Origin of the sequence: Microbulbifer sp. GL-2 (assembly GCF_007183175.1) — a bacterium.
GTDB lineage: Bacteria > Pseudomonadota > Gammaproteobacteria > Pseudomonadales > Cellvibrionaceae > Microbulbifer.
This window is the reverse complement of the sequence record NZ_AP019807.1, coordinates 3,398,353-3,423,750: the sequence shown is the minus strand read 5'-3', so window position 1 is coordinate 3,423,750 and position 25,398 is coordinate 3,398,353. Positions and strand designations below refer to the sequence as shown.

The following is a 25,398-nucleotide window of genomic DNA, read 5'->3' as shown; positions in this document are numbered from 1 at the left end:
TCTCCGTCAGCAGGAAATGAACATGTTGATCTTGAAGCGCCGGACAGGCGAAAACCTAAGAATTGGAACAAATGTCTCTGTCACAGTATTGGAGATTAAGGGTAATCAAGTGAAGATAGGAATCCATGCTCCCAAATCACTGCCTGTACACCGAGAAGAAATTTATATTCGCGTCCAAAAGGAACGAAAGCTAAGCAATAAAAAACGCTGAGAAGTAGATTCTTTCAGGGAGGCCATCTCCCTGTGAGCTCCTCCTAGAAGGCCGACTAATAAGCTAAATAATACGCAATATCCACGGCCATTCAGTTGTCTATCAATAACGCAATAACGACCATTTTGCAGCGGCTGTCGCATAAGGTAAGCCGCCCAAGCTGCAGGATTTTCGGCAACTATAACTGCTTATTGTGTTTCTGCTATAGTGTACCGGCCATCATGATTACGCCGACATTTGCGGCAAATTTGGAGTGGTTTGTTTGCGCTAGCGTAGCGTAAAGGGCAAAAAGAACCACGGAAAATTTTTCCAGCCCGCTTGCGGGCGATGCAAGATGGCCTTGTTAGGCTTTGCTACTTATTGAGTGCCACCGCTGCTTTAGGCCTAGCGTGTATGTTAAACCGAGGAGTAAACATATGCCGGAACTTAAAAACCAAAAAGTTAACGAATTATCTGGGAAAGCTGGCATTATGAAGTAAAAACCCAGCGCTCTAATAAGCAAAACTGCTGAAATTAGCGCTAAACCCAGGCGAAGCAAAGGCAGCTTAACAATTAATCCCGCCCCAGAAAAAGCGTAGATGGCCCAAAGTAATAAAACGGCCGAAATTATACTGGTAACAATCGTTGGATAAAGATCACCCCTTTCAGCCAACTGAGCCATCTGCTCACCGGCGCCGAGAAATCTATACCAGTCGCCGCCAAAAACTATGCACCCGATATGAATTAGCGCAATCAATACGGTAAGTATTCCAGCTATTTTTAGAAGATTAATTCTCTGACTTTTCATCTACTCTCCTTGTGAAGCCTAACGCCGTTAGCCACGGCCGTAGTGGAGGCGCTCAAGTGCCGAAACGAAAATCCAGCCCGCATCAGGGCGTCGTTGGCTAACTTTGTTATGTGTTGATGTTTTTTTCAATTTCAGTTGCTGACTCTTGTATTGATAGATCTGTCGTATCTAGTGTCTTTGAACTCACTCCAGGAATTGTGGCTGCGAAATCAAACCTTTCTAAATAATTGAGCAAATATTCTTTTGATTGGATTTTATTGGTATTCTTTCGACTTTCACTTGTTACGCGGCGAATATGCTCTTCTAGTTCGCACTTTAAGCATATGAAGCTGGGGGAAATATTATATTTGCTTATAAAGTCGAGTAAACCACTTATAAAGTAATCACTGTTTGGGGATACATAGCAAAAGGTGAAGACTATCCCACTCGCTCCATTTTTAACTATTGTTTCAAACGCTTCCAAACATACGTTTCGTTGATACCGTTCAAATCCATTATTTCCAAACCCAATTACGGCACTTGATAAGTCAAATGCCAGGTGTTGTGGAAATACTTTCCAGTCTTTTCTCTTAGCTAAAGCCCGAGCAATACTTTCCTTCCCGATTCCTGAGGGGCCATAGATCATCACGAATTTCAAAACACTACTCCTTTAAGTGGTACACATAACGCCCTGCTAACCGGCAGCCGTGTGCGAAGCACGCTTTAGGCTGTCCAGTGGAGGCCGCTTTTTGGCCGGAACGGTGGTTGAGCAACTTGTTATGCCTTTGCACATGCAGCGACCTGGTTTATTTTTATGAGCTGCCCCTCATTGGTTTTAAAGAACAGCTTGTTACTTTTATAGACGGCCACAAGGCTAGAACTAAAGACACCGTTACTAACAAAATTGTCAGGAATTGGCCAGCCCGAAAAATATTGAATGCCACTCGGGCTTTTTATAGTAATGCACTCTTGATACCAATTTACCTTATCTTCAGAGCCCGACTCAATTACCCAGCTAAACTCCGTTTCGAATGGTGGGACGACTACAATTTTGTGGGCAGACTCATTTTTGACAATGCCATTAAAGGTTGCAGGACACCCTGGAAGTAAGGTTGCTATAAGTACTACGTAAAATATTCGATTCATGGTTTATAGGGCATAACGCTCAAAGCAGCGGTGCGTTTACGCATCCGCTGCCTTTGCTTGTATGGTTGTTCTTGTCCGATTCTGATGTTGAAAATCCTTTTCCCTAACGGGTAAATTGAGACCCACCTTCGGCGGCCACCGAAGGCCTTGTTTATCACCGTTCGCTGCCTGGCCGGTTCATAAAAGACCGATAACAAGTATGAACGTGATAAGCACTCACTAGGCATAACTCGAATAATCATGTGGGCCTCGAGCCCGAATAGCAAGGCGGAGATAGCTTATCTTATGGAACCTCAAGAGATCAATGTCGGTATCGATACTAGCAGCAAACAGCTCGATATTTCTGTGAGACCAACTGGCCAATTCTTTAGTGTTACCAATGATAAAGATGGTATTAAGGACGCCATTAAACGACTGCAACCCCTTAAACCCAAAAGAGTGCTTATCGAGTCCACCGGAAGACTTGAACTGGAGTTTGTCTGTGCTGCTCACAAAGCGGGACTGCCGATTGTTGTTTGCAATCCTTCGCAGGTAAGAAACTTTGCAAAGTCAGCGGGGCGACTCGCCAAAACTGGCAAGCTGGATGCTGTCGACATTGCTCACTTTGGGGAGGCAATGAAGCCGAGGCTATCATCGATAAAATCTGAAAAATTAAGGAATATCAGTGATTTACTGGTTGTAAGAAGCCAGTGCTTGGAGATGAGCACCATGCAAAAGAACCGTCTCAAGCGAATGCCTAAATCCGTACACAAACCTATTCAATCCATATTGAAAGCCATCAAAAAAGAGTTAGAAGTAATTGACAAGCAACCGGATAAACTCGTCAGCAGTATTGCCGAGTGGCGACAAAAACGTGACCTATTGTTAAGTGCTAAAGGGGTCGGGAATGTGTTGGCCTACACCCTGATGAGCGAACTACCGGAATTGGGAAAACTGAACCGAAAAGAGATTGCTGCACTCGTTGGTATCGCCCCAATGAACCGAGATAGCGGCAGCTTCCAGGGCAAGAGATATATTCGAGGCGGAAGGCATCGCGTACGCACAGTTCTGTTTGTTTCCATCATGTCGGCCATCCAGTGCCATCCTAAATTAAAGCCAATGTATAAACGCTTAGTCGACGCTGGCAAGCCTAAGAAAGTGGCCCTCATTGCATGTATGAGAAAGCAACTTACCATTCTGAATACGATGGTAAAAAACAACACATACTGGGATGAAAATATGGCTTAAAAGCTTGACGAAGAACCATAGTTAATTGTTATGTGTGATTACGATTAGCCTTAACTTTATACATGACAAAATGAATTAAGCTACGTGCGAATACTACGATAGCAAAGGCCAAAATTGAAACACCTAAAACAGCACTATCACCTACCATACCTGCATCATAAGTCGGATTACTTTCACGCTCTGCTTGCAAGAAAAAAATAAGCCACAAGAAAAACCATACAGCAGCACAATAAATCAGTAGTTTTTTACCCCAAGGCAATACTAATGGGAAAAATACTATCACCAAAAGTGTGCCCAATATGAAAAGTGCCATAAAATCCTTTTACACATAACGCTTCACATCACCGGCAACAAAAAGCATAGCGAGGAACGAGCAGCGCTTTTTGCTGTCCGAGTGCATGTGATTGTTATGCTTTTTTGCATTCAACACCGAGGCAATTTTCCCAACGCCCCTTATCTTCCACTTCTGTAAACGATGTGTCAGTAGCGTCACCATATTCTGCTTTTCTAATATCTATGAATCCTGCATTCTCTAATTCTTGTGCAATTGATTTGTAATCCCACATCCAGAGGTGTTGACTATTACCATACCATTCCAGCAAAAACCCCTTTAATCCTCGGCTTCTTTTTTCTTTTCCTAGTGATGTTTCCTTCAAAAATACAGATGCAGAATCAGCAGAAGAATCGTTGATGTATTTATTTATTGAATACTCCAAATCTGGAAGAACAAGCCGAAAACAACCTCCACTTTTCAGAACCTTGTGTGTATTGATTATTGCTTGCTTGAAGTCATCTAAAGAAAGATGTTCAAGAATATGTGAGCAATACACGCCTTTGCATGAATTATCAGGGATTGGCAATCCCTTGACTATATCACCATATTCAACATTCTGTGGAAATCTTGCATCATTTTTTGTATAGAGCTTTCCTATAATTGGTATCCGCTCAAAACGCAACGTAGGTGATGCGTCAAAGTTTTTCCAGTTTGCTGCGGCAGACCACCCACAGCCATATTGCACATACTCATTATTCATTAACTCGATCCTCCTTTTTGAGCATAACGCCAAGCTCACCCGCGGAGTCGGGTGCAGCGCCTAGTTATGCATTTTTACCTAATTCGCCTAGCAGTTGTTTTGCCAGAATGTTTTGGTTAACACCTTTTTTAAAGGCATTTTTTATTTTCAAATACACAGCCTCTGACTCCTTGGTATTGAATTTTTCGATAAATTCTTGCTCTACTAACTCCTTTAGCGAAAAATTGTTTCCGCCTAATCCGTGCCCCCAACCTTCAGAAACTCCAAATGGCTTATCAGATTCAGGGGTTATGGACAATACTTTTGGATGGGTGCCGTGATGGCCACCTTGCCAATTTCCCCTAATCACAACTATGTCGGTATATTTATTCATAGTGAAGGTGCATAACGTTGCAATAACCGGCGGCCGGAGCTGTTCATGCGTGAAGCGCATAGCGTTGGCGGTCCGGCGTGCGTCTTGTGCGCGCGTAGTTCATTGACTTGTATGGTTGTTCTTGCCCGATTCTGATGTTGAAAATCCTTTTCGCTAACGGGTAAATTGAGACCCACCTTCGGCGGCCACCGAAGGCCTTGTTTATCACAGTTCGCTGCCTGGCCGGTTCATAAAAGACCGATAACAAGTATGAACGTGATAAGCACTCACTAGGCATAACTCGAATAGTCATGTGGGCCTCGAGCCCGAATAGCAAGGCGGAGATAGCTTATCTTATGGAACCTCAAGAGATCAATGTCGGTATCGATACTAGCAGTAAACAGCTCGATATTTTTGTGAGACCAACTGGCCAGTTCTTTAGCGTTACCAATGATAAAGATGATATTAAGGGCGCCATTAAACGACTGCAACCCCTTAGACCCAAAAGAGTACTTATCGAGTCCACCGGAAGACTTGAACTGGAGTTCGTCTGTGCTGCTCACAAAGCGGGATTACCGATAGTTGTTTGCAATCCTTCGCAGGTAAGAAACTTTGCAAAGTCAGCGGGGCGACTCGCCAAAACTGACAAGCTGGATGCTGTCGACATTGCTCACTTTGGGGAGGCAATGAAGCTGAGGCTATCGTCGATAAAACCTGAAAAATTAAGAAATATCAGTGACTTACTGGCTGTAAGAAGCCAGTGCTTGGAGATGGGCACCATGCAAAAGAACCGCGCCTAAATCTGTACACAAACCTATTCAAGCCATATTGAAAGCCATATTGAAAGCCATATTGAAAGCCATTAAAAAAGAGTTAGAAGTAATCGACAAGCAGCTGGATAAACTCGTTAGCAGTATTGCCGAGTGGCGACAAAAACGCGATCTATTGTTAAGCGCTAAAGGAGTCGGGAATGTGTTGGCCTACACCCTGATGAGCGAACTACCTGAATTGGGAAAACTGAACCGAAAAGAAATTGCTGCACTCGTTGGTATCGCCCCAATGAACCGCGATAGCGGCAGCTTCCAGGGCAAGAGATATATTCGAGGCGGAAGGCATCGCGTACGCACAGTTCTGTTTGTTTCCATCATGTCGGCCATCCAGTGCCATCCTAAATTAAAGCCAATGTATAAACGCTTAGTCGACGCTGGCAAGCCTAAGAAAGTGGCCCTCATTGCATGTATGAGAAAGCAACTTACCATTCTGAATACGATGGTAAAAAACAACACATACTGGGATGAAAATATGGCTTAAAAGCTTGACGAGCAACCATAATCACTTGTTAGACGCATTTCGTTAACCATTGTATAGATACATTACTGTTTTTTTACTTGGACTTACGATTATTAAGCCTATTCGTCCAAATGAATAGAAATTACCTGACTCATTCACCATCTGATTTGCTAGCTCAACCATTTCAGGATCGATATCAATACAAAAACCATACGCACAAACATAATCGCAGATATCTAACTTCTCAGCATCTTTGCTGTTCTTCCAATATTTAGAAGGCTGAACAGGTGTTCCAGACCACTCTCTAAACGAGCGTGTAATTCGTCTTTGAGATCTATCGACTTCCAGATTCTGGAAAAAATTAATTCCGTAAGCTGTAATTTCTGAAGTAACTGATGGAGTTAGCCTAAACACCCTAATTCCTGCTTCATTACCACCAGGGCCGAATCCCCATGACCCTTCTTTATTATAGAGAACTTCATGAACCTTTAAACCAGAAGGGATAGAGCCAATAATAAAGTTTCTTTCATAGAGCTTGAATATAATAACAGGCGAGACGATAAGTATAAAAGTTATGAAAAAGAAATACTTTTTAGGAAGATTTTTGAATGCATAAAACCCCATGAATGACACGAGTAATATTACAAGTACTATGGTAATTAAAATAAAATAAATCATCTATATTAACTTTCCTAGCCGCCTAACGTTGCTAGCAAGGGCAGTCGAAGCGGAGCGTAGGCTGTCCAGCCCAGCCGGTGGCGCGAATATTCCAGCATTTCGGCGCTTACCTTCAGCGCCTTGGTAAAAAGTCTCCCACCTGTTGTTACTTCTTTCAATCAGGACTTTCCTACCGAATATATTGTATTTATATCGTTCCATGACTTTGGCCAGTTGCCTAACGCCTCAAACACCGGCGCAGCTTTTCTGCATCCGTGTGCGTTGAATTGTTAGGTGTTTTCCCCCAACTCGTCAATCACCATACCCTTCTAAGGAGTATAGGTAATACCACTATCCGAAATAAATTTGAAAGGAATGGAAACTGTTTTTAGGCCTACATTTTTACGTATGGCAAAGTGAAGGTGAGGCCCAGTTGAGTAACCCGAGGATCCAGACCTTGCAAGCACATCGCCTGCCTTAACCATGTCACCTGGTTTAACCGTGGCAGTTCCTATCAATATATGAGCATAAGTTGCGTAAGTGCCATCTTCGTGGAGCACTTTTACATAGTTTGCCTTATCAAGAAAGTACTTGTTCTTACCACCCATGTGATAATCATCTTTCACCCAGATAACCACGCCATCCCTAGCGGCACTGATATCCGTTCCGACAGGAAGCGCTATGTCTACTGCATATATGTTTGGTCGCTTAGAGTGTGAGAAACTTCCATTGAATCCCTGGGTAATCCTATGAAAAAACTTTGAGGATACCGGAAATTTGTAGAGATGGCCGTGCTCCGACGCAGAGGGGTCACCCAGCCGCCAGCGATAACGGAAAGGACCAATCTGTTGAGGGCTTGTATACAAATCTTTTTGACTCGCGGCTGGGACGACATATTTGTTTGAACCGTCTGCCAATTGAGACGATTTTATAAGAAACTCTACCGGAGCATGATAGGGGTTATCTGCGACCAAAATATTCATGCGACCTGCGTTACGACTGAAGACCCTCGGCGCGGACTCAATTACTTCTCTCTTATACTCTACGCTTTCAAATTCATTATCATTTATGTCTGATGGGCGCTTATCGGTGAACACCCACTTTCCTGATTCATCCTTGTACTTGTATATTTCTTGGCAAAATGCCTCTGTAGATATTAGTAGAGTTAAAACTATGAGCCTTATGAACATACTATGTTGACTACCTATTGATCCACCTAACGCCCGCACTGTGTGTTATACACATCATTTAAGTCCATTTAAAGCCTCCGCTGCCTCCATATAATGGAGAAGTTTAGTGTACCCCTGCCAAACGGTTTTAACTCCAGGCTCACCATCGCCGCTCCGCCCCAGAAAGCCTCCAAGTCCTGCCAACATACGCGTTATATCTCTCATACTTGGAGCTTCATTTGGTGGGGGAGTTTTAGCTTGCATTATCCATATCATACGCCACTCTTTTTCAGAGTAGACTTTCGTACACGATGTATCAGGAAGCGTTCGTGCTCGTGTTGTCATGGAGTGTAGACGCCACCCAATAATCATATAGATTGCAATACAGTTCAGCATTCGCTGCTCGGTTCTAAAGCGACTACTTTCTATCTGGCATCCGCCTTTCACCACTCTAAAATAGGTTTCAATTTCCCATCGACTTCGATACCACTCAATGATGATCCTCGCTTGCTTAAAGTCCTCAACTGCAAGATCGGTCAGCAGCATCCATTCAATACCTTTTTTGCCTTCTGGTGGGCTTAATTCCTTAGCAAAAACTGCGTAGATAGAAAGAGGTCGTTTTGATTTTCCTTTTCCCTGTAATCTTACTTCTGCAATGGATACACTGACCTTAGCTTCCCTTTCTGGCTCCCCATTCCTTTTGGGGATACCTACTGAGTATTTTCCGATGGACTTCTGTTTGGTCAAATAGTCCCAAAGTAAAGTCGTATCTTCTCCTTCGATCTCTAAACTACGATTAGCCTTGGCTCGAACAATATAGCTTGCACGCCGCTGTTCATTTTGATCTTCAGCTAATTGAAACCACTCATGAATATCCCCCTCTCTATCCGCGATACTCACAATCGTGGTTTCAGGGCAGCGCTCTTGTATCTCACAAGCTGATTCATAATGGTCTAGCCAGCGTCGACTCTCTTTATCTTGTATCGACTTGGTATAGCGAGAATTAGCACTAGATTCTTTATCTCGCTGCCACATGCTACCCTCAATAATTCCCAGATTATCTCTGGATGGTGTTATAGCGATAGACGTATGTAGGAGCTGCTGATTAGTCTCTTTGCGTCGGAGTGTTCCCATTTCTTTGCTTTCTAAATCGGTAGCAAAATTTAAGAAAGTGGTATCCTGAGGGATAAGAACAACTGGCTGAACCTTGATTCTTTCAAGAGTGGCTGATTTATGGCCACTCATAATGGAGTCAAAGCTGACTTTATCATTTTCGATAAATCGATAGGCTGCAAAGGTTTCTGCCCAAGACTTGTTTGCACAGGGTATACTACTCTTTGGGTCGGAACTTAAATTACTGAGAATATTGGACAAGCGCTTATTCAATCGTGTATCACCCATAACCTGATTTTTCACTTCGTCCCTGACCCAGTCCTGCATAATTATCCAGCCAAATCTGTAGCTCCTATACCGTACAAACTGTAACTCATTGATTTTTATAATAAAACTGAAAAAACTTGTGTATAAAACTTAGCGCCTTGCTCAGCGGCTTGTAAAAATGACGCTTGTTTTGCGAAGTTTTGTAAAACAAGTGACAGTTTTACAAGTCCGTTGCAGCAACTTGTATGGTTGTTCTTGCCCGATTCTGATGTTGAAAACCCTTTTCGCTAACGGGTAAATTGAGACCCACCTTCGGCGGCCACCGAAGGCCTTGTTTATCACCGTTCGCTGCCTGGCCGGTTCATAAAAGACCGATAACAAGTATGAACGTGATAAGCACTCACTAGGCATAACTCGAATAGTCATGTGGGCCTCGAGCCCGAATAGCAAGGCGGAGATAGCTTATCTTATGGAACCTCAAGAGATCAATGTCGGTATCGATACTAGCAGCAAACAGCTCGATATTTCTGTGAGACCAACTGGCCAATTCTTTAGTGTTACCAATGATAAAGATGGTATTAAGGACGCCATTAAACGACTGCAACCCCTTAAACCCAAAAGAGTGCTTATCGAGTCCACCGGAAGACTTGAACTGGAGTTTGTCTGTGCTGCTCACAAAGCGGGACTGCCGATTGTTGTTTGCAATCCTTCGCAGGTAAGAAACTTTGCAAAGTCAGCGGGGCGACTCGCCAAAACTGGCAAGCTGGATGCTGTCGACATTGCTCACTTTGGGGAGGCAATGAAGCCGAGGCTATCATCGATAAAATCTGAAAAATTAAGGAATATCAGTGATTTACTGGTTGTAAGAAGCCAGTGCTTGGAGATGGGCACCATGCAAAAGAACCGCCTTAAGCGAATGCCTAAATCTGTACACAAACCTATTCAAGCCATATTGAAAGCCATTAAAAAAGAGTTAGAAGTAATCGACAAGCAGCTGGATAAACTCGTTAGCAGTATTGCCGAGTGGCGACAAAAACGTGACCTATTGTTAAGTGCTAAAGGGGTCGGGAATGTGTTGGCCTACACCCTGATGAGCGAACTACCGGAATTGGGAAAACTGAACCGAAAAGAGATTGCTGCACTCGTTGGTATCGCCCCAATGAACCGAGATAGCGGCAGCTTCCAGGGCAAGAGATATATTCGAGGCGGAAGGCATCGCGTACGCACAGTTCTGTTTGTTTCCATCATGTCGGCCATCCAGTGCCATCCTAAATTAAAGCCAATGTATAAACGCTTAGTCGACGCTGGCAAGCCTAAGAAAGTGGCCCTCATTGCATATATGAGAAAGCAACTTACCATTCTGAATACGATGGTAAAAAACAACACATACTGGGATGAAAATATGGCTTAAAAGCTTGACGAAGAACCATAGTCACTTGTTAAGTGCTGAACTACTTGCACGCCAGACACTCCACACTATTAATTGTTGAATACTCCGCATACCAATAATGCGGGTCGTTTATTTTACGGTACTCTAAAGACTCGAAGGTATAGGGCTTGTGGAAACGATGCTTTAGGATTACCAAGTTCTTGCACTTGGGTGGCCAAGCAGAAGCTTCAGCTACTTCGTTACCACGAGCCAACTCTGCACTTAGAATTTCATTCAGTTCACTTGACTCGAACAATGCTTGACTCTCCTTGTGCACTTAACGCTAAGCTAACCGGCAGCCAGTGCGAAGCACGCTTTTGGCTGTCCGACGGAGGCCGCTTGCGGCTGGAGTGTAGTTGAGCGCCTTGTTAAGCCTGGCACACGATAAAGAAGCGCTTATCATCTATGTTTTCCCCAAAGCCTATTACTGGGTTATCTATTCTTACCCATGAATCATCAAGTGTTTTCTCTAAGGCCGACACTAGTGAAAACCCAGAATCAATCATGGCTATTTCAGTATATGCTTCAGAAACTTTTAATGCCTCTTTGCCAGATGACACATGAAAAAGACATTCTTCATGCTCTATATCGACACCAATTTTATTAATTGGCTCAATTGATTCAGTTTCATATATTTCACCTGAATCATCTATTTTTACTGAAATCACGAACAAACCAAAGTCGTTATCTATGACCTCTGATTCTTCAAGCTCATTAATAATACAACCAACATACTTGCTCAATGGGTATATTCCTTTGGGGGCTTAACGCCCGCAGTAACCGGCCGGAGCTGCAAAGCAGCGGAGGTCCGGCGTAAGCCACGCAGTGGCTGGAGCGAAGTTCACTGCTTGGTTATGTTTTACCAACACGAAAGCTCCTTAATATCCTACCGACAACTACAGAACAAAAGAAAGAGACTACAGCAGAAATAGTGATTGTAAAAATCAGAGCTGTGTTTCCTGTTAGGACCATACCGTTTTCACCCGTCACTTTGAAATAGTCGAAGTCAGAGAAAAGCAAATATAGTGGAATGGGTAGACTACAGGCTATCACTGAAACGATAACAGCCAGCCAATATCGTTGCTTGAATACCAGATGAGCAGACAGCGATACCAATAGCATGATCGACAATACTAAAATCGCACCTTTCATCTTAAAACCCGATACTCTCTTGGTGAAACATAACGCCTTTGTAATGGGCCGCGTTGTTGCGAAGCAACGCTTTTAGCGGTCCAGCACGAAGTGCGTTCATTGACAAACTTGTTAAGTGTTTTTGCTTTAGTGCTTTCTAAAATCACGCCTCGGTGCCTCTATGCCGTGTTTTTCTTCTCGGATTTCTTCGAGCCATAGTAATCGCTTGAAAAATGATTTACGACCAGCGGTAGTGCCGCCATTTTTGGAACCCCGCATGCAGCGCTCAATTTCCTTATTAATATCGGGGAGCGACATGCTAGAGAATTTCTCTAATTCTTTATCACTCCCTTTTGAGCCACTTTTCACTCAATTGCTCCTGACACTTAACGCCGCTAGCAAGGGCAGCCGAAGCAACGCGTAGGCTGTCCAGCCCAGCCCCGGAGGGGTTGGGCGAGCTTGACTAGCCTGGTTATAGCTGGCGCACTCGGGACCGACTACTAGCACTTTGCCAGCCATAGTTTGGCTGGCCGCTGCCCAATATTTACGAGGGAAGAATACCGCACTTTCCCCAACCAATTCCTATCTTACTGGCACTCCACGAAATTGCAGCAGACTGCCCCTTTTTACAGCAGCTGAGCGAACACTCTAGGAACGAAACTGCTTGAATTGCAATCAGCAAAATTTGCTCAATGCTGGTTGTTCTTTAGTGGTACTAAACCTTCAGTTACCACGAAAACTCAATAAAACTGACCGCCACAATAACGCCGTGCTTACCGGCGAGTAAAAAGCGTGCTTTTTGCGAGTCCCTGCCTACACAGTAGGCGGTCCGGTAGAGCACTTTGTTATGGATTAGCCAGTACACACTAGCTCACGTTCTTGTACTATATTGCTGCCTTCAAAAATGAACTCGTAGATAAAGCAGCCCTCGACCGATTCATCGAAAAATCCAGGTTCCAACTCCAGAGTTGGCGAACACAACCGAGTTTGCTTCCCAGACGTATACCAGTAGTACTTTTTGGGCGTTTTGAAGAACACCGACTCTTTTGGGATTAATTCCAAATAGACTCGCTGTGATTCAGAGGTTAGATCAACTAACTCCCATTTCTTTTTGTTATCGGGATCACCGCAATAATACTGGGCCCCCAATGAAGAGCAACCTCCCAACGTCAAGAAAATTACCAATAATAGATTGAGCTTAGGAAAATTCATAATAATCCATAACGCCCGCAACAGGGGCGACCAATGCCATGCACATTTTGTGCGAAACTGGGAGCGTAGCGACCCGCACATAATGTGCATGGCGTTGGGCGTCCCGCGGAGGCCCGAAGGGCCGTAGCATACTGCTTGCGATTGTTAGCATTGGCGCTCTCCGAGGTAATTGAGCAGCTCACCTAATTGAACTTTTGGTATTGCTTCGAGTAAAATTGACGATGCTCCATCCGCCGAAAATACCTCGAGGGTTTTAATATAATTAGGAACATGTGATTTTATGAAAACCTTCTGAACTTCATGAACCTTTATTTTTACATAGTTTCTTGAGCCAACATTCTCTGGAAGCCAAACCTCACCATTACCATATTTTATTGAAAGTGGCTTATACCGAAGTGTCTTCAGCCCAAGTAAAATGAAGGCCAACCCAAAAACGCCAATAGATATGCTGAAGAAGGCCAGGGTTTCAAGATTCATAGATGAAGCCCAAAACAGATAAGCACCCGCTATTGTGGCTCCCCCAAGTATTATCTGAACAACTCCATTTCCGCGATATCTAAGTTCGATGATTTTCATAATGCTAACGCCCAGCGCAGGCGCAGCCAGCGCGGAGCGCATTTTGTGTTAATGTTTGAGCGCCAGCGAGTAACACAAAATGTGCGTAGTGTTGGCTGTCGCTCTGCCGCTGCTTGTTATGCATAGGCCTCGCTCATGGGGTGGATCAGCTCTGAGTAGTACTTAAACTCAAGGATGTTCCCCGATGGATCTTTTATAATGTATTTTCCAGACTCGGCTTCAGTATCTATTTTTATTACATTTGGCGAAAGAACATAACCAGTATTACTTGCGGAAACTCTTTCAGAAAGATTATGCCACTCATCTTTATCAAGAATCACACCAAAGTGATCAATAGGGCTTACTTCGGATGGGCAATTATTCCTATGGATAGTTAGTTGGTGGCCGAAAAAGTGAATATCAAGCCATGTCTCTTTTTCCCTACCGGTACGACACCCAAGCACTTCCTCATAAAATTTTCGGGTGGTTTCAAAGTTGTCAGCCACAAAAGATAAATGGAATATTCCTTTCACTTCTTCCTCACTTCTTTAATGCACAACGCCCCGCGGAGGCCCGAAGGGCCGGAGCAAACTGCCTGCGATTGTTATGAGTTCCACGCCTCGATGGAGGTAATGGTGTACCTTTTGCTCTCATAAATCCTTTCACCAGGGCAAAAATAATCGATGAATACGCCCATGCTAGTTGAGTTCTTACTAACCAAATAGCCAACCGTTTTTGGGCTTTCTGCTCTCCTGGGAAGCTCTGTAATGTAGACTGAAATTTCTTTGCCGCTCTTATCTAAGATAAAGCTTCCGCTCCTAGCCGGTAGGCAGCCATTATTGATGGCCGGCGGGCCAATAATTTCTACCATTGTCGCGCTGCCTTCAGGAGCGATTTTTACTTTAAAGCCAAGCTTTAACGCAGAGTCTGGAGATAGCTCTACCTCTTCAGGGCCTCCGCTACCATAAGCCGGAACGACAAGGAGCATATTTAAAATAAGTAAAAATCTTCGAATCATGCTCTACTCATAACGCCTCAAACAGGGGCGCGCGTTAGCGCGTCCCGGCCGAAGGCCCTTGCTGCTTTGACTTGTTATGTTTTATTGCCCAGTACGTGCCTTGAACTAACAGGCAGCTTACATACAAAACAATTGCGATTACACCTAGTAATATAGGCCATGTTGCAACATACATATGTGATGCCCCTTCGTAGTATTCGGGGCGCTCACGTATAAAAAGTAGATAAAACCACGCCAACAGACTTAACCCAAGTACAGAATCAGAGGCCAAACGGTAAATATTAATACCACCAAGTTTAAAGCGAGTTTTGTATGATATGAGCAGCGCTATACCGGCTGGAATGCTAGTTGCAATACCTGCGATTAATGCTGAAGTTACTACATTTATATGAATATCAGATATTGATGCATGTCGCAGAAAATCAAGAACTACGTTTATGCATGCCATTACCACTAATACTGATATCAATCCTATTCTCGGCATATTCTCAATTCATTGCGAAAACATAACGCCGCCAGCACAGGCCGGAGCACGCAGTGCGGAGGTCCAGCCCCGAAGGGGCGATTGTGCCTGGCCTTGTTAAATGCATGTTACTCCCAGCCTTGCTCGGAATATGTTTTTTTATCTTCTTCTGGGTAATCACTTTTGTACTCACCCCACCCCATGTGCTGATAGTACTTTGTCATTGCTTCGAAGTACGACGACGCTTCACATGTCCACGCGAGTTTTGCTCCGGGTTCTAGCAAATTGCGTGCGCTGTCGCCATGCGGTCCCGCTAGGCAAAACGTCTGCTCATCTTCATTCTCTATCCAGAGTTCGTGCTTCATAATTCTTGGGGCATTTAACGCCCGCAACAGGGGCGACCAATGCTATGCACGTTTTGTGCGAAACTGGGAGCGCAGCGACCCGCACAAAAGGTGCATAGCGTTGGGCGTCCCGCGGAGGCCCGAAGGGCCGTAGCTTACTGCTTGCGCTTGTTAAGTTTTGGGTGTACCTGGGACTCATCATACTTGCTGTCGAAGCAATCCTGGAATTGCGCGTATTCAATATTCTCTGCTTTAAGAAGTTCTAACATTGAACATTGCGTATAAAGAGTGGCGGCCTTTTCAATTTCACTAGATGATGAATTGCTTGAAAGTTGAGAAAGCTCGCTCCCCACACAAGGTTTAGAATTTTCAACCACATAATCTATACACTGTCTAGACTCAAAGTCGATCTCCGGCTTTATACATGCCAAGAAATTTTTGTTTCCTTGACAGAAATAACTCGCGGATTTTTCAGTCACCACGTCAACCTCTACTGCCGTAGCAGCCAAAGGAACTGTCATTAGGAATATCAGTAAATTTGAGAATTTCACTTTTACCTCGTGAAAACTTAACGCCCAGCGCAGGCGCAACCAGCGCGGAGCACCTTTTGTGTTAATTTTTGAGCGACAGCGAGTAACACAAAAGGTGCTCCGCGCTGGTTGTCGCTCTGCCGCTGCTTGTTAGGCTGTAGTCGTGACAAATACAGCGCCAGTAACTAAAGCTATGATAGCTAGAATAATCAGTACACTAATACCAAAAGCCTTCCAGTTAGAGGACATAGTCCCCCCCGAACTAATATGCTCATTAATTAGAGCTTCTTGCTGGCTTTTGGCGATTTGAACCATTGCAATAACTTGTGGGATTGTGAATGCTATATTAGGAATATTTATGTCCTCGGGAATTAAATAGACAACTCCGAAAATCGCTATTGTTGCAACAATTGAAATGACGATACATTTCGTTGCTTTGTCATATAGCCCGAGCCTTTTGTAATTCAAGTACATAAGAACCCCCCCAGCTAAGATTGATCCGACAAATGTAGCCACACCGATGCCAGAGATCTTATATAAGGGGGAGACACTTTTCTTCTTAGTCTCTAACTCAGATGCGGGAGGGTGGTAGATTTCATCCATGGTTTTTTATCTCTATTTGAAGCCTAACGCTCAAAGCAGCGGCGCTCTTAGCGTCCGCTGCCTTTGCTTGTTAGGGCTCGAAGTTTCTCCGAAGCCCTTTCCCTGACAACTTGCCAGGAATCATTTATTAGAACCCTCAATACCGCTTCAGTAATTTTACCGTTGTTCGCGAGCGCATTCCTTACGGATTCATCTTTATCTTTTGCTAGTTGCAGCATGAGCGATTCTGGAATTTTCCTTTTACGAGCAACCATGCCTCGGACTTTTGGGTCATCGTGCGCTGCTAGATTTTCTAGTATTTCGACTGGTACAGTTTTGTTCTGCGCTACCCAGAATGCCAGTTTTGGATATTTCTCGAGAACATCCTCCCATATTTTCGTGGGAGCCTGGTCATGAGCGGCGCGAGTATATTCATCTATTACTTCGCTTTCTCTAAGCCTTTTAAATTCTTCTGCAGACTCAATCATGAGGTGCCCTAACATTTATATAGTGATCATCACGACCACTATTATCTTGATTACTATTTCAGATGCAAATTCCCGCCACTGCTCTGACTTCCCTTTAAAAATCAACTAGATACAATCAGTTGGTACCATCTTCACAAATGGAAAAATGGTCATCATGACCACTATCACAGATTTTCTTACCGTATCCAACCCGTTGATTTCATTAGGCTTTTATCTCCAATCTACAAATACTCAGAAATAACGGTCATGACGACCGAAATCTCTGGCCTGTTTTGGTCACGAAATGGGTGTAGGTTTGAAATTATTGAACGCTGGAATTATTAACTGGTACTCAACCTGGGGGCCATTTCTTAGCTTCCGGCTCTTAACTCTCAGCTTTATTTCCAGTAAAGAAAAACCCCTTGCCCAAGTGTCGATCTCAGAGCAAGGGGCCAATGTGATAGCATTAAAATTAAGCGGTTAGGCAATCCGCCCTGCGCGCAGCCACTCCGATACGCAGAAAGCCAGCTCCAGCACTTGGTCGGCATTCAGTCTTGGGTCGCATTGGGTGCGATAGCAGCTGGCAAGATCGGCTTCTGATATTTTCCAGGCGCCGCCAGTGCATTCGGTAACGTGTTCACCGGTCATTTCCAAGTGGATACCGCCAGGGTGACTGCCTTCGGCCCAGTGTACGGAGAAGAAGTCACGAATTTCACGTAGGATTTTATCAAAGTCGCGGGTTTTGTAACCATTGCCGGCTTTTACGGTATTGCCATGCATGGGGTCTGTGCTCCAGACCACGGAGCGGCCTTCCCTTTGTACTGCACGCACAAGTTCTGGCAGCTTGTCCCCTAGAGTATCGGCCCCCATACGAGTGATCAAAGTAAGGCGACCTGCATCGTTTTCGGGATTGAGCTTGTCAATCAGGCGCAGCAGCTCATCCGGCTGCATACTGGGGCCGACTTTTACACCGATCGGGTTACAGACTCCAGACAGGAACTCCACGTGAGCACCATCCAGCTGGCGGGTTCGCTCACCGATCCAGAGCATATGCGCGGAGCAGTCATACCACTTGCCGGTGAGGCTGTCAGTGCGGGTCAATGCCTGCTCATACTCCAGCAACAGCGCTTCGTGTGATGTGTAAAGTACTGTCTCACGAATGGCAGGGGTGTTTTCTGAAGTCACACCACACACCGCCATAAATTCCAGGGCTTCCTGCAGGCGCTCAGCCAGCTGTGCATATTTTTCGCGCTGAGGGTTGTTCTTGAGGAAGCTCAAGTTCCAACCGTGCACTTGGTGAAGGTCCGCCAGGCCGCCTTGGGCAAAGGCACGCAACAGGTTGAGTGTGGCAGCCGACTGGTTATAGGCGGTGACCATGCGCTGGGGGTCTGGTTGGCGGGCCTCATTGGTAAAGTCAATGCCATTGATAATATCGCCGCGATAGCTGGGCAGCTCAATACCATTCACAGTTTCAGTATCCGCAGAGCGAGGCTTGGCGTATTGGCCGGCCATCCGCGCAACCTTAACTACAGGCAAATTACCGGCAAAGGTGAGAACCACTGCCATTTGCAGCAACACTTTAAAAGTGTCACGAATACGGTTTGCATTGAAGTCAGCAAAAGACTCTGCACAGTCACCGCCCTGTAACAAAAACGCTTTGCCTTCTGCTACCTGGGCCAACTGACGCCGCAGCTCGCGTGCTTCAGCAGCAAACACCAATGGCGGGTGGCCCGCAAGCTGCTTGGCTACCTGGGAAACGTCTTCAGCGGAGGCGTATTTGGGCTGTTGGTGTGCGGTGAAGTTTCGCCAGCTCTGTGGGGTCCAGACTTGGGTGGGGGATTCAGACACTGGGACTCCTAGCTCAACTTCCATCTTTCACTCTTACTTCTATGGATAAATCTTAAGGGGTGAGTATTCAGCTCACCCCCAAATGTGCCGAATTTACAGCACGCTGGCAACTGCCTTACAGAAGTATTCCATATTATTGGAACTCAAGCCGGCAATACTAATGCGGCTGGAGTCCACCATATAGATGGAATAGTCACTCTGAAGCTGCTGCACCTGCTCCGGGCTGATACCCAGGAAGGAGAACATGCCTTTCTGCTGACGGATAAATCCGAAATCGCCGGCAGCCCCAGCGGCTGCAAGGCCCTCTACCAAACCAGCACGCAGCCCGTTGATGCGTTCACGCATCTCAGTAAGCTCCGCTTCCCAGTTAGCCTTAAGGCCTGCATCTGTAAGAATAGATTCCACAATCGCTGCACCGTGAGAAGGTGGCATGGAATAGTTCCCACGAATCGCACTCAACATCTGACTGTGGCCTTTATCGGCGCTCTCAGCATCAGCATAAATCACCATGGCCAGGCCAACGCGCTCACGGTATAGGCCAAAGTTCTTGGAGCAGGAAGCCGCTACCAGCATTTCGGGTACAGATTCCGCCATCAGGCGTAAGCCATAGGCGTCGTCCTCCAGGCTTTCCCCAAAACCCTGGTATGCCATATCAATAAACGGGGTAAAGCCCTGCTTCTGGGCCATTTCCGCCAACACTTTCCACTGCTCACGGGACAGGTCCGCGCCACAGGGGTTGTGACAGCAGGCGTGAAACAGGACCACATCGCCCTCGCCCACGTTCTTCAGAGTCTCCACCATCTTGTCGAACTGCAAACTGCTGGTCGCACGGTCGTAATAGGGATAGCTCTTGATTTGCAAACCAGCGTTACCCAGCAACGGCACATGGTTTGCCCAAGTAGGATCACTCACCCAGACGGTGGCCCCTGCCTTGGCCCGGTTGATCAGTTCCGCCAAAGCGCGCAGGGCGCCACAACCACCAGGAGTTTGGGCAGAACGCACGCGGCCTCCGACCAGCGCGGGGTGTCCGGCGCCCAGTACCAGCTCCTGCATCACAGAATTGAAGCCTGGCGTGCCAGCAGGACCAATATAGGCTTTAGTCTCTTCGCTATGCAGAAGCCGCGTTTCAGCTTCCTTTACCGCCTGCAAAACCGCAGTATGGCCGGCCTCATCCTTGTAGACCCCTACACCAAGGTCGATTTTGCTGGGGTTTTCATCCGCACGGTAACTGGCCAGCAGACCCAGGATGGGGTCTGGCGGGAGGCTGCTTAAATGCTCAAACATCTGAAAACTCCTTTATTTATCCTATTTATTCATCAATCAAGCCGCGCTCAGACCACTCCTTCGCGCGAACCATCAGTTTTTCGATAATGCCATCCAGTTGCTCCCTCTCCTCCGTGGAGAGCGAGGCAATCAAATCATTTTCGTATTGCTGCGCCAGCGGAACTATGCGTGCGTAGACTTCACGCCCCAGCTCAGACAGGTTCAAGACCTGGCGCCGACGATCCGCAGGGTCTTCGCTGCGAGTGATGTAATCATTCTTCAGTAGAGAAGAAACCGCTCTGCTGATTGCCACTTTATCCATGGCTGTCTGTTCTACCAGTTCCGCGGCTGAGAGGTCGGGAAAGCGCCCAAGGATTGCCATCACGCGCCAAGCGGGAATGGTGAGATGGAAGCGTGCACCATATGCTTGCGAAATGGCGTTACTCACACGGTTTGAGAGTACCGACAGGCGGTACGGCAAAAATTTCTCCAGGCGCAACTCATCCTGTTTTACTGCCGTTACCGGCGTATTTTGGTCATTGATCATGGCTGCTCTCACACCTGCCTGTCTGCAAATCCGGGTTGTACCAGATGCCCAATTTAACTAACATTGGTTTCAATTGTAACCACTGCGCGTGCAATTATTACGCTGGGTTTACTTGGAGCACCGGACAAAATTGGTCGCACAGTATAGGTTTTTTTGCGCCATCTTTGTTAACCCAATGCCGGTTAAACGCAAGAAATATGCGCGACACTGCTGTAGAAACGATCAACTTTCCACCTGCCGATAAGCGCCCTGCCAAGCAGAAGCGAGGCTGCCCATGAACAAGTGGATACGCTTTCCCCGCATTGAAGGCACAACCAGCCGCCAAGCCCACGCAGACTTTCCAGCCAATACTTTTGAAAGGGAGATGGGCAAGGAAGGTTTCTTTGGCCCCTGCACCCATTTCTACCACGGCCATCCCCCGACCGGCTGGAGCAAATTTGAGGGACCACTACGTCCTCACGCTTTTGACGGTACAAAAATGACTCACAAAGGGGGTAGCCCCTGGGATCAGAAGCCAATCCTGCGCAACAATAACAGCCTTATCGGCCTGTGGACCTGTTACGAGCCTATGGATCACTTGGTGCGTAACGGCGATGGAGATCAGCTGCTTTTTGTCCACAATGGCAGCGGTGATCTGTTTTGCGATTTCGGCCACCTATATATCCGCGATGGCGACTATATTATCCTGCCGCGCGGTACTATGTGGCGCCTGGTACCCACCCAAGACGAACCTCTGGAACTTCTGATGGTGGAGGCGAGCGGCGGTCATTTCCAGCTTCCAGAAAAAGGGATATTGGGCCCCAATGCGATTTTCGATCAGGCAATCCTGGACGTGCCCAAAATTGACGACGCATTTCAGAACCAGCAAGGTGATACTGAATGGCGGGTGATTGTAAAAGCCCGCCAGCAACTCTCCACGATTATTTATCCTTTTAACCCACTGGATGCCATCGGCTGGACCGGTGACAACCTGGCTGTGCGGGTGAATTGGCGGGATATACGCCCACTAATGAGCCATCGCTACCATCTTCCCCCCTCAGCACACACTACCTTTGTTGGGCCCGATTTTGTGGTAGCCACTTTTGTCCCTCGCCCTCTGGAGAGTGACCCCGGTGCGCTCAAGGTGCCGTTTTTTCATAACAATGACGATTACGACGAACTGATTTTTTACCATCGCGGAAATTTTTTCAGTCGCGACAATATTCATCCGGGCATGCTTACCTTACACCCGATGGGCTTTACCCATGGCCCACACCCAAAAGCTTTTGCCGTCGGCGCCAAGCACGCCAGGAAGGAAACCGATGAAGTCGCAGTAATGATCGATAGCCGTATACCGTGGGACATATTGCCAGACGCCCATGCGGTAGAATTGGCAGACTATGTCAATTCATGGAAGGCAAAGTGACTCGGGGCACAATATCAAGCCGACAATTAACTTTTACCCAAGCAATAACAAAGAATGAAAGGAAAGAAAATGGACCTTTACGGATATTTCCGCTCCTCAGCAAGCTACCGTGTTCGCATAGGCCTCAACCTGAAAGAGCTGGAGTATAACTACCATCCAGTCAATCTGGTGAAAGGGGAACAGCTCGGCGATAGCTACAAAGCACTCAACCCGCAAGGGATGGTACCCACTATTGAAGAGGATGATTTTAGCCTTACCCAGTCCATGGCTATTCTCGAATGGTTGGACGAGGCCTACCCACAGCCCCCCTTATTGCCGAAAGGACGCGAAAACCGCGCTCACATCCGCGCCCTGGCTCACACTATCTCCAGTGATATCCAACCCATACAGAACCTGCGTATTCTCAAGTATCTTCAGGGCGAACTCGGGATCAGCGACGAGCAGAAAATACAGTGGATTCAACATTGGATTCACCTGGGTTTTTCAGCATTGGAACAAGAGCTAGACCCCAAACCGTTCGCCGCTGGCGACAAACCAGGTCTATTTGAATGCTGCTTGCTACCTCAAGTCTATAGTGCTGAACGCTTTGGTATGGGTTTGGTTAAATACCCCAAAATCCAGAAAATTGCCGAAGCCTGTAATGAGTTGCCGGCTTTTATCAATGCACGCCCGGAAAACCAACCCGATAGCACTCTCTAGCCACGTTATTTTGTTCGTAGGGGCACTTGTTAAAACCAAGCGCCCCTACGCCACTTTACCGATCAGTGAGGGCAAGCTCATACCACTTTCAGCGAGTATCGAGCTAATCATTCTGCAATAAACCCAGTTCTGATTACCCATATCTAGCGGCCGGCTTAGCAAACACAAAAAGTCACCATAAACTTTTATCTAGTTAGGATAACCCATTCAAATTTAAAGCTGGCTTGGTCGTTAAATAACTTATCACACAGATATTTGATAAGGTATCGAGCTACAATGGAACGCTCACACCGCCTAGGGAAAAAGAGTGTTTTAGTTGGGGTTACCGCTATCAACTGACAGCATAACCAGGTCCTAACTTATTGATAATAAAGATAATGTCGTAACGAAGTCACCTAGATGCCAGTTCCCGACAGCTGTGAAATTCACTATAAATATCTCCAAAAGCCAATTTAAAGGAGCTGTATGATCATCAGAAAGCTAAGACTTCAACGCGGATGGTCTCAAGAACAACTGGCCAGATTAAGCGGGCTCAACATCAGGACTATCCAGAGAATAGAGCGAGGGCAAAACCCTAGCCTAGAATCACGAAAAGCTTTAGCTGCTGTTTTTGAAATCGACTTATCAGAGCTACAGGAGAGTGAAGTGAATACAGAGCAGGATATATCCGACCGAGAAAAGCGGGTTATAGAACACGTTCGCGATATTAAGGCATTCTATTCCCACGTAATCACCTATGTACTGGTGATAATTGGCTTGTTCATACTGAATCTGATTACATCGCCAGGTTACTTTTGGGTACTATGGGCCGCACTTGGCTGGGGCATAGGTTTAATATCTCACGGCATGAGTGTATTTGAGGTATTCAGCTTATTTGGGCCCGAGTGGGAAAAAAAGCAAGTGGAAAAGAGGCTGGGGAAGAAACTCTAACTTTCATTAAAAATACGTACACTTAAAAAGCCGGAAATTGTGAGGAACTCAGCAAAAGTTCAGATGTATTCTTTATAGTTTCCCGGCGTCATATGTTCTTCATAAGTTGTTCATATAATCCAACTTTAACTACTTCTTTCCATAGCAATAAAAAACATTCAACATAAGCGGACACCCCAATGTCGAAGCCCTTCTTCAGCAAACTTATTTTGTCAGCTATGACAATGTTAAGCTCTACAGCTTTTGCCAGCACAATACTAGCCGTAGCAGACCCAGTACAATCCAGCCATCGCGTTGATCAGCTTTACTACCTGCAACCCCACAATAGTTATGAGCGTTTAGCCAGTGGGGAAACACTAACTGACTGGCTGGATAAGGGCTTCCGCTCCCTTGAACTGGATGTAGTCGATCACGGCCCATGGCAAGGCAGCAGCCACGGCCCCTATGTCGCCCATGGTCAGAGTGATATCGGCAATCATATGTGTAAAAGTAATGGCAGAGATGATCGCCTGGAAAACTGCCTGGACGACATTAAAGCATGGCTTGCCAATAATGAGCTTGATGCCCCACTGATGCTGTATATTGACATGAAGCCGAATAGCAATTGGTTTGCAGCATGGTATGCGGATGAGATTTATCTGCTGGATCAATATATCAAGCAAGAGTTGGGGAGTCTTCAGTTCAGCTACCAGGATATGATCAATCACCTTAAACAAAGCTCAACTTCAACAAATTATCGCAGCACATTAAAGAGTATCGGCTGGCCTACTATCAGCGAGCTTTTCACTAATGGTAAAAAAGTTCTGGTAATTTTCACTGGAGGGCAATCGGGCGATGTCAATGATCGTATGGAATCGGCACTGGATAACTACCCATTACATGCTTTCCTCTGCCCTGATGTAGATACTGCCGATCCTGAAGAGTTTTCTGGCAATATCGACTCCATGGATTCCAGCAGCTCCCAGAAGATATTTTGCGGTAATGTAAAAGCCGGCGATCATTACCAAATAACAGCCAATGAAGCGGCGAACAGTAAACAATTAATGCATTTGTGGAGTAGCTCTGGCGATTTCAGCAATACAGATTTTGGCTATTCCTATATCGCGGTTGCACACGGCGCTACTGCTATTGGTATGGATCCAAATACGGTCAACGACACGCCGAGCTATACCAGCCAAGCTATACCCTTTGTCGGTGTGCGAAGAAGCCTACCTGGTTATTTTCGTATCCAGTCCATTCAAAACCCAAATCTCTGTATGAATGTTTCTCAAGGCTATGGCAATGGCTCCAACCTGACTTTGGCCAACTGCAGCTCGAGTAACGAACAGCAGTTTGTCTACACCGCTGAGGGACAGTTAAGACCTAAAGGCAACAACAAATACTGTGTCGACTACAACTCAGGCTCCGCTGACAACGGAGATAAAATGCACCTGTGGGATTGCGACGGCGGCAATTCAGAAAAATGGCAGGTACAGGAAAGCGGTATTATTCAAAATCGCGACAAAGACGGGCAATACTGTATTGATACACCTGGGTCAAGTGCTGACAATGGAGAACAACTTCAAATTTATAAGTGCAGCAGCAGTGACACTGGACAGAAATTTTCCCTGAGTGCTGTGAATGAATGGAAACAAACAAGCTTTTAAGTGTTACTTTTTATTCGGACTCTCAGGAGTCAAGAATAAAGAGGAGTATTGTTGCAGTTAGCAAAGGGGTCGATCTTAAGATTGACCAAAGATCGAC

28 protein-coding genes and 1 pseudogene are annotated in these 25,398 nt (G+C 45.8%); 8 read left to right on the top strand and 21 right to left on the bottom strand.

Features of this window, described 5'->3' with window-relative positions; translation table 11 throughout:
• Nucleotides 1-22: 22 nt before the first annotated feature.
• On the top strand, nucleotides 23-211 hold the full coding sequence (gene csrA / locus GL2_RS15070) for a carbon storage regulator CsrA (RefSeq protein WP_143731419.1): 189 nt from the start codon (nucleotides 23-25) through the stop codon (nucleotides 209-211).
• Between the two features lie 343 nt (nucleotides 212-554).
• Here csrA and GL2_RS15065 read toward each other — a convergent pair whose 3' ends face one another.
• On the bottom strand, nucleotides 555-998 hold the full coding sequence (locus GL2_RS15065) for a hypothetical protein (RefSeq protein ID WP_143731418.1): 444 nt from the start codon (nucleotides 996-998) through the stop codon (nucleotides 555-557).
• A gap of 106 nt (nucleotides 999-1,104) precedes the next feature.
• A complete protein-coding gene (locus tag GL2_RS15060; protein ID WP_197736464.1) occupies nucleotides 1,105-1,635 on the bottom strand; it encodes an AAA family ATPase in 531 nt (176 codons plus the stop codon).
• A gap of 773 nt (nucleotides 1,636-2,408) precedes the next feature.
• Between GL2_RS15060 and GL2_RS15055 the strand changes: the two genes are divergently transcribed.
• Complete coding sequence (locus GL2_RS15055) at nucleotides 2,409-3,350, top strand: IS110 family transposase (RefSeq protein ID WP_143731417.1); 942 nt, start codon at nucleotides 2,409-2,411, stop codon at nucleotides 3,348-3,350.
• A 28-nt stretch (nucleotides 3,351-3,378) separates the two neighbouring features.
• Here GL2_RS15055 and GL2_RS15050 read toward each other — a convergent pair whose 3' ends face one another.
• The 3 genes from GL2_RS15050 to GL2_RS15040 all read right to left on the bottom strand — a co-directional run bounded on the left by GL2_RS15050 (nucleotide 3,379) and on the right by GL2_RS15040 (nucleotide 4,757).
• The gene (locus GL2_RS15050) at nucleotides 3,379-3,663 is read right to left on the bottom strand and encodes a hypothetical protein (RefSeq protein WP_143731416.1); all 285 of its coding nucleotides are present in this window, start codon (nucleotides 3,661-3,663) and stop codon (nucleotides 3,379-3,381) included.
• Nucleotides 3,664-3,757: 94 nt separating this feature from the next.
• A complete protein-coding gene (locus tag GL2_RS15045) occupies nucleotides 3,758-4,384 on the bottom strand; it encodes a methyltransferase domain-containing protein (RefSeq protein ID WP_143731415.1) in 627 nt (208 codons plus the stop codon).
• A gap of 64 nt (nucleotides 4,385-4,448) precedes the next feature.
• On the bottom strand, nucleotides 4,449-4,757 hold the full coding sequence (locus GL2_RS15040; protein ID WP_143731414.1) for a hypothetical protein: 309 nt from the start codon (nucleotides 4,755-4,757) through the stop codon (nucleotides 4,449-4,451).
• Between the two features lie 335 nt (nucleotides 4,758-5,092).
• Between GL2_RS15040 and GL2_RS15035 the strand changes: the two are divergent.
• Nucleotides 5,093-6,047: pseudogene (locus tag GL2_RS15035) on the top strand (IS110 family transposase).
• 42 nt (nucleotides 6,048-6,089) lie between these two features.
• On the opposite strand, the gene GL2_RS15030 reads toward GL2_RS15035, so the two are convergent.
• The 3 genes from GL2_RS15030 to GL2_RS15020 all read right to left on the bottom strand — a co-directional run bounded on the left by GL2_RS15030 (nucleotide 6,090) and on the right by GL2_RS15020 (nucleotide 9,268).
• Nucleotides 6,090-6,704 (bottom strand): hypothetical protein, encoded by a 615-nt coding sequence (locus GL2_RS15030; protein ID WP_143731413.1) that lies wholly within the window; start codon nucleotides 6,702-6,704, stop codon nucleotides 6,090-6,092.
• Between the two features lie 308 nt (nucleotides 6,705-7,012).
• Nucleotides 7,013-7,873 carry a M23 family metallopeptidase gene (locus tag GL2_RS15025; RefSeq protein ID WP_143731412.1) on the bottom strand — a complete coding sequence of 287 codons (861 nt, stop codon included), beginning with the start codon at nucleotides 7,871-7,873 and terminating at the stop codon, nucleotides 7,013-7,015.
• Between the two features lie 54 nt (nucleotides 7,874-7,927).
• Nucleotides 7,928-9,268, bottom strand: coding sequence for an IS4 family transposase (locus GL2_RS15020; protein WP_172621166.1), 1,341 nt, complete (start codon nucleotides 9,266-9,268; stop codon nucleotides 7,928-7,930).
• A gap of 433 nt (nucleotides 9,269-9,701) precedes the next feature.
• Between GL2_RS15020 and GL2_RS15015 the strand changes: the two genes are divergently transcribed.
• Nucleotides 9,702-10,643, top strand: a complete 942-nt coding sequence (locus GL2_RS15015; RefSeq protein WP_143731410.1) for an IS110 family transposase — start codon at nucleotides 9,702-9,704, stop codon at nucleotides 10,641-10,643.
• Between the two features lie 40 nt (nucleotides 10,644-10,683).
• Here GL2_RS15015 and GL2_RS15010 read toward each other — a convergent pair whose 3' ends face one another.
• From GL2_RS15010 to GL2_RS14945, 13 genes are all read right to left on the bottom strand, one after another.
• Nucleotides 10,684-10,917: a hypothetical protein gene (locus GL2_RS15010; protein ID WP_143731409.1), complete on the bottom strand. Its 234-nt coding sequence runs from the start codon at nucleotides 10,915-10,917 to the stop codon at nucleotides 10,684-10,686.
• 112 nt (nucleotides 10,918-11,029) lie between these two features.
• The gene (locus tag GL2_RS15005; RefSeq protein ID WP_143731408.1) at nucleotides 11,030-11,404 is read right to left on the bottom strand and encodes a hypothetical protein; all 375 of its coding nucleotides are present in this window, start codon (nucleotides 11,402-11,404) and stop codon (nucleotides 11,030-11,032) included.
• Nucleotides 11,405-11,939: 535 nt separating this feature from the next.
• Entirely contained in the window at nucleotides 11,940-12,161 is a 222-nt protein-coding gene (locus tag GL2_RS15000) for a hypothetical protein (protein WP_143731407.1), read from the bottom strand.
• Nucleotides 12,162-13,148: 987 nt separating this feature from the next.
• Nucleotides 13,149-13,580 (bottom strand): hypothetical protein, encoded by a 432-nt coding sequence (locus tag GL2_RS14995; protein WP_143731406.1) that lies wholly within the window; start codon nucleotides 13,578-13,580, stop codon nucleotides 13,149-13,151.
• 116 nt (nucleotides 13,581-13,696) lie between these two features.
• Nucleotides 13,697-14,092 (bottom strand): VOC family protein, encoded by a 396-nt coding sequence (locus tag GL2_RS14990; RefSeq protein WP_143731405.1) that lies wholly within the window; start codon nucleotides 14,090-14,092, stop codon nucleotides 13,697-13,699.
• Nucleotides 14,093-14,163: 71 nt separating this feature from the next.
• On the bottom strand, nucleotides 14,164-14,577 hold the full coding sequence (locus GL2_RS14985; RefSeq protein ID WP_232053637.1) for a hypothetical protein: 414 nt from the start codon (nucleotides 14,575-14,577) through the stop codon (nucleotides 14,164-14,166).
• Between the two features lie 34 nt (nucleotides 14,578-14,611).
• Nucleotides 14,612-15,061 carry a hypothetical protein gene (locus GL2_RS14980; RefSeq protein ID WP_143731404.1) on the bottom strand — a complete coding sequence of 150 codons (450 nt, stop codon included), beginning with the start codon at nucleotides 15,059-15,061 and terminating at the stop codon, nucleotides 14,612-14,614.
• A 478-nt stretch (nucleotides 15,062-15,539) separates the two neighbouring features.
• A complete protein-coding gene (locus tag GL2_RS14970) occupies nucleotides 15,540-15,905 on the bottom strand; it encodes a hypothetical protein (RefSeq protein ID WP_143731402.1) in 366 nt (121 codons plus the stop codon).
• Between the two features lie 159 nt (nucleotides 15,906-16,064).
• On the bottom strand, nucleotides 16,065-16,517 hold the full coding sequence (locus GL2_RS14965; RefSeq protein ID WP_143731401.1) for a hypothetical protein: 453 nt from the start codon (nucleotides 16,515-16,517) through the stop codon (nucleotides 16,065-16,067).
• 47 nt (nucleotides 16,518-16,564) lie between these two features.
• A complete protein-coding gene (locus GL2_RS14960; protein ID WP_143731400.1) occupies nucleotides 16,565-16,984 on the bottom strand; it encodes a HEAT repeat domain-containing protein in 420 nt (139 codons plus the stop codon).
• Nucleotides 16,985-17,443: 459 nt separating this feature from the next.
• Nucleotides 17,444-18,835: a class II 3-deoxy-7-phosphoheptulonate synthase gene (locus GL2_RS14955; protein WP_143731399.1), complete on the bottom strand. Its 1,392-nt coding sequence runs from the start codon at nucleotides 18,833-18,835 to the stop codon at nucleotides 17,444-17,446.
• Between the two features lie 69 nt (nucleotides 18,836-18,904).
• A complete protein-coding gene (locus GL2_RS14950) occupies nucleotides 18,905-20,095 on the bottom strand; it encodes an amino acid aminotransferase (protein WP_143731398.1) in 1,191 nt (396 codons plus the stop codon).
• Between the two features lie 25 nt (nucleotides 20,096-20,120).
• Nucleotides 20,121-20,621 carry a MarR family winged helix-turn-helix transcriptional regulator gene (locus GL2_RS14945; protein ID WP_143731397.1) on the bottom strand — a complete coding sequence of 167 codons (501 nt, stop codon included), beginning with the start codon at nucleotides 20,619-20,621 and terminating at the stop codon, nucleotides 20,121-20,123.
• Nucleotides 20,622-20,895: 274 nt separating this feature from the next.
• Here GL2_RS14945 and GL2_RS14940 point away from each other — a divergent pair, with 274 nt between their 5' ends.
• The 4 genes from GL2_RS14940 (at nucleotide 20,896) to GL2_RS14925 (ending at nucleotide 25,301) form a co-directional block, all read left to right on the top strand.
• Nucleotides 20,896-22,026: a homogentisate 1,2-dioxygenase gene (locus GL2_RS14940; protein ID WP_143731396.1), complete on the top strand. Its 1,131-nt coding sequence runs from the start codon at nucleotides 20,896-20,898 to the stop codon at nucleotides 22,024-22,026.
• Between the two features lie 54 nt (nucleotides 22,027-22,080).
• Entirely contained in the window at nucleotides 22,081-22,725 is a 645-nt protein-coding gene (gene maiA, locus GL2_RS14935; RefSeq protein WP_232053635.1) for a maleylacetoacetate isomerase, read from the top strand.
• 465 nt (nucleotides 22,726-23,190) lie between these two features.
• On the top strand, nucleotides 23,191-23,655 hold the full coding sequence (locus GL2_RS14930) for a helix-turn-helix domain-containing protein (protein WP_143731395.1): 465 nt from the start codon (nucleotides 23,191-23,193) through the stop codon (nucleotides 23,653-23,655).
• A gap of 179 nt (nucleotides 23,656-23,834) precedes the next feature.
• Nucleotides 23,835-25,301, top strand: coding sequence for a ricin-type beta-trefoil lectin domain protein (locus GL2_RS14925; RefSeq protein WP_143731394.1), 1,467 nt, complete (start codon nucleotides 23,835-23,837; stop codon nucleotides 25,299-25,301).
• The last annotated feature ends 97 nt before the right edge of the window (nucleotides 25,302-25,398 follow it).

Coding starts and splice junctions, on each gene's coding strand:
- GL2_RS14925 (WP_143731394.1), top strand. CDS start 23,835: ATGTCGAAGCCCTTCTTCAGCAAACTTATTTTGTCAGCTATGACAATG.
- GL2_RS14965 (WP_143731401.1), bottom strand. CDS start 16,517: ATGGATGAAATCTACCACCCTCCCGCATCTGAGTTAGAGACTAAGAAG.
- GL2_RS15040 (WP_143731414.1), bottom strand. CDS start 4,757: ATGAATAAATATACCGACATAGTTGTGATTAGGGGAAATTGGCAAGGT.
- GL2_RS15015 (WP_143731410.1), top strand. CDS start 9,702: ATGGAACCTCAAGAGATCAATGTCGGTATCGATACTAGCAGCAAACAG.
- GL2_RS15050 (WP_143731416.1), bottom strand. CDS start 3,663: ATGGCACTTTTCATATTGGGCACACTTTTGGTGATAGTATTTTTCCCA.
- csrA (WP_143731419.1), top strand. CDS start 23: ATGTTGATCTTGAAGCGCCGGACAGGCGAAAACCTAAGAATTGGAACA.
- GL2_RS14960 (WP_143731400.1), bottom strand. CDS start 16,984: ATGATTGAGTCTGCAGAAGAATTTAAAAGGCTTAGAGAAAGCGAAGTA.
- GL2_RS14995 (WP_143731406.1), bottom strand. CDS start 13,580: ATGAAAATCATCGAACTTAGATATCGCGGAAATGGAGTTGTTCAGATA.
- GL2_RS14945 (WP_143731397.1), bottom strand. CDS start 20,621: ATGATCAATGACCAAAATACGCCGGTAACGGCAGTAAAACAGGATGAG.
- GL2_RS15025 (WP_143731412.1), bottom strand. CDS start 7,873: ATGTTCATAAGGCTCATAGTTTTAACTCTACTAATATCTACAGAGGCA.
- GL2_RS15045 (WP_143731415.1), bottom strand. CDS start 4,384: ATGAATAATGAGTATGTGCAATATGGCTGTGGGTGGTCTGCCGCAGCA.
- GL2_RS14980 (WP_143731404.1), bottom strand. CDS start 15,061: ATGCCGAGAATAGGATTGATATCAGTATTAGTGGTAATGGCATGCATA.
- GL2_RS15065 (WP_143731418.1), bottom strand. CDS start 998: ATGAAAAGTCAGAGAATTAATCTTCTAAAAATAGCTGGAATACTTACC.
- GL2_RS14985 (WP_232053637.1), bottom strand. CDS start 14,577: ATGATTCGAAGATTTTTACTTATTTTAAATATGCTCCTTGTCGTTCCG.
- GL2_RS14930 (WP_143731395.1), top strand. CDS start 23,191: ATGATCATCAGAAAGCTAAGACTTCAACGCGGATGGTCTCAAGAACAA.
- GL2_RS14950 (WP_143731398.1), bottom strand. CDS start 20,095: ATGTTTGAGCATTTAAGCAGCCTCCCGCCAGACCCCATCCTGGGTCTG.
- GL2_RS14940 (WP_143731396.1), top strand. CDS start 20,896: ATGAACAAGTGGATACGCTTTCCCCGCATTGAAGGCACAACCAGCCGC.
- GL2_RS15030 (WP_143731413.1), bottom strand. CDS start 6,704: ATGATTTATTTTATTTTAATTACCATAGTACTTGTAATATTACTCGTG.
- GL2_RS14970 (WP_143731402.1), bottom strand. CDS start 15,905: ATGACAGTTCCTTTGGCTGCTACGGCAGTAGAGGTTGACGTGGTGACT.
- GL2_RS15055 (WP_143731417.1), top strand. CDS start 2,409: ATGGAACCTCAAGAGATCAATGTCGGTATCGATACTAGCAGCAAACAG.
- maiA (WP_232053635.1), top strand. CDS start 22,081: ATGAAAGGAAAGAAAATGGACCTTTACGGATATTTCCGCTCCTCAGCA.
- GL2_RS14955 (WP_143731399.1), bottom strand. CDS start 18,835: ATGGAAGTTGAGCTAGGAGTCCCAGTGTCTGAATCCCCCACCCAAGTC.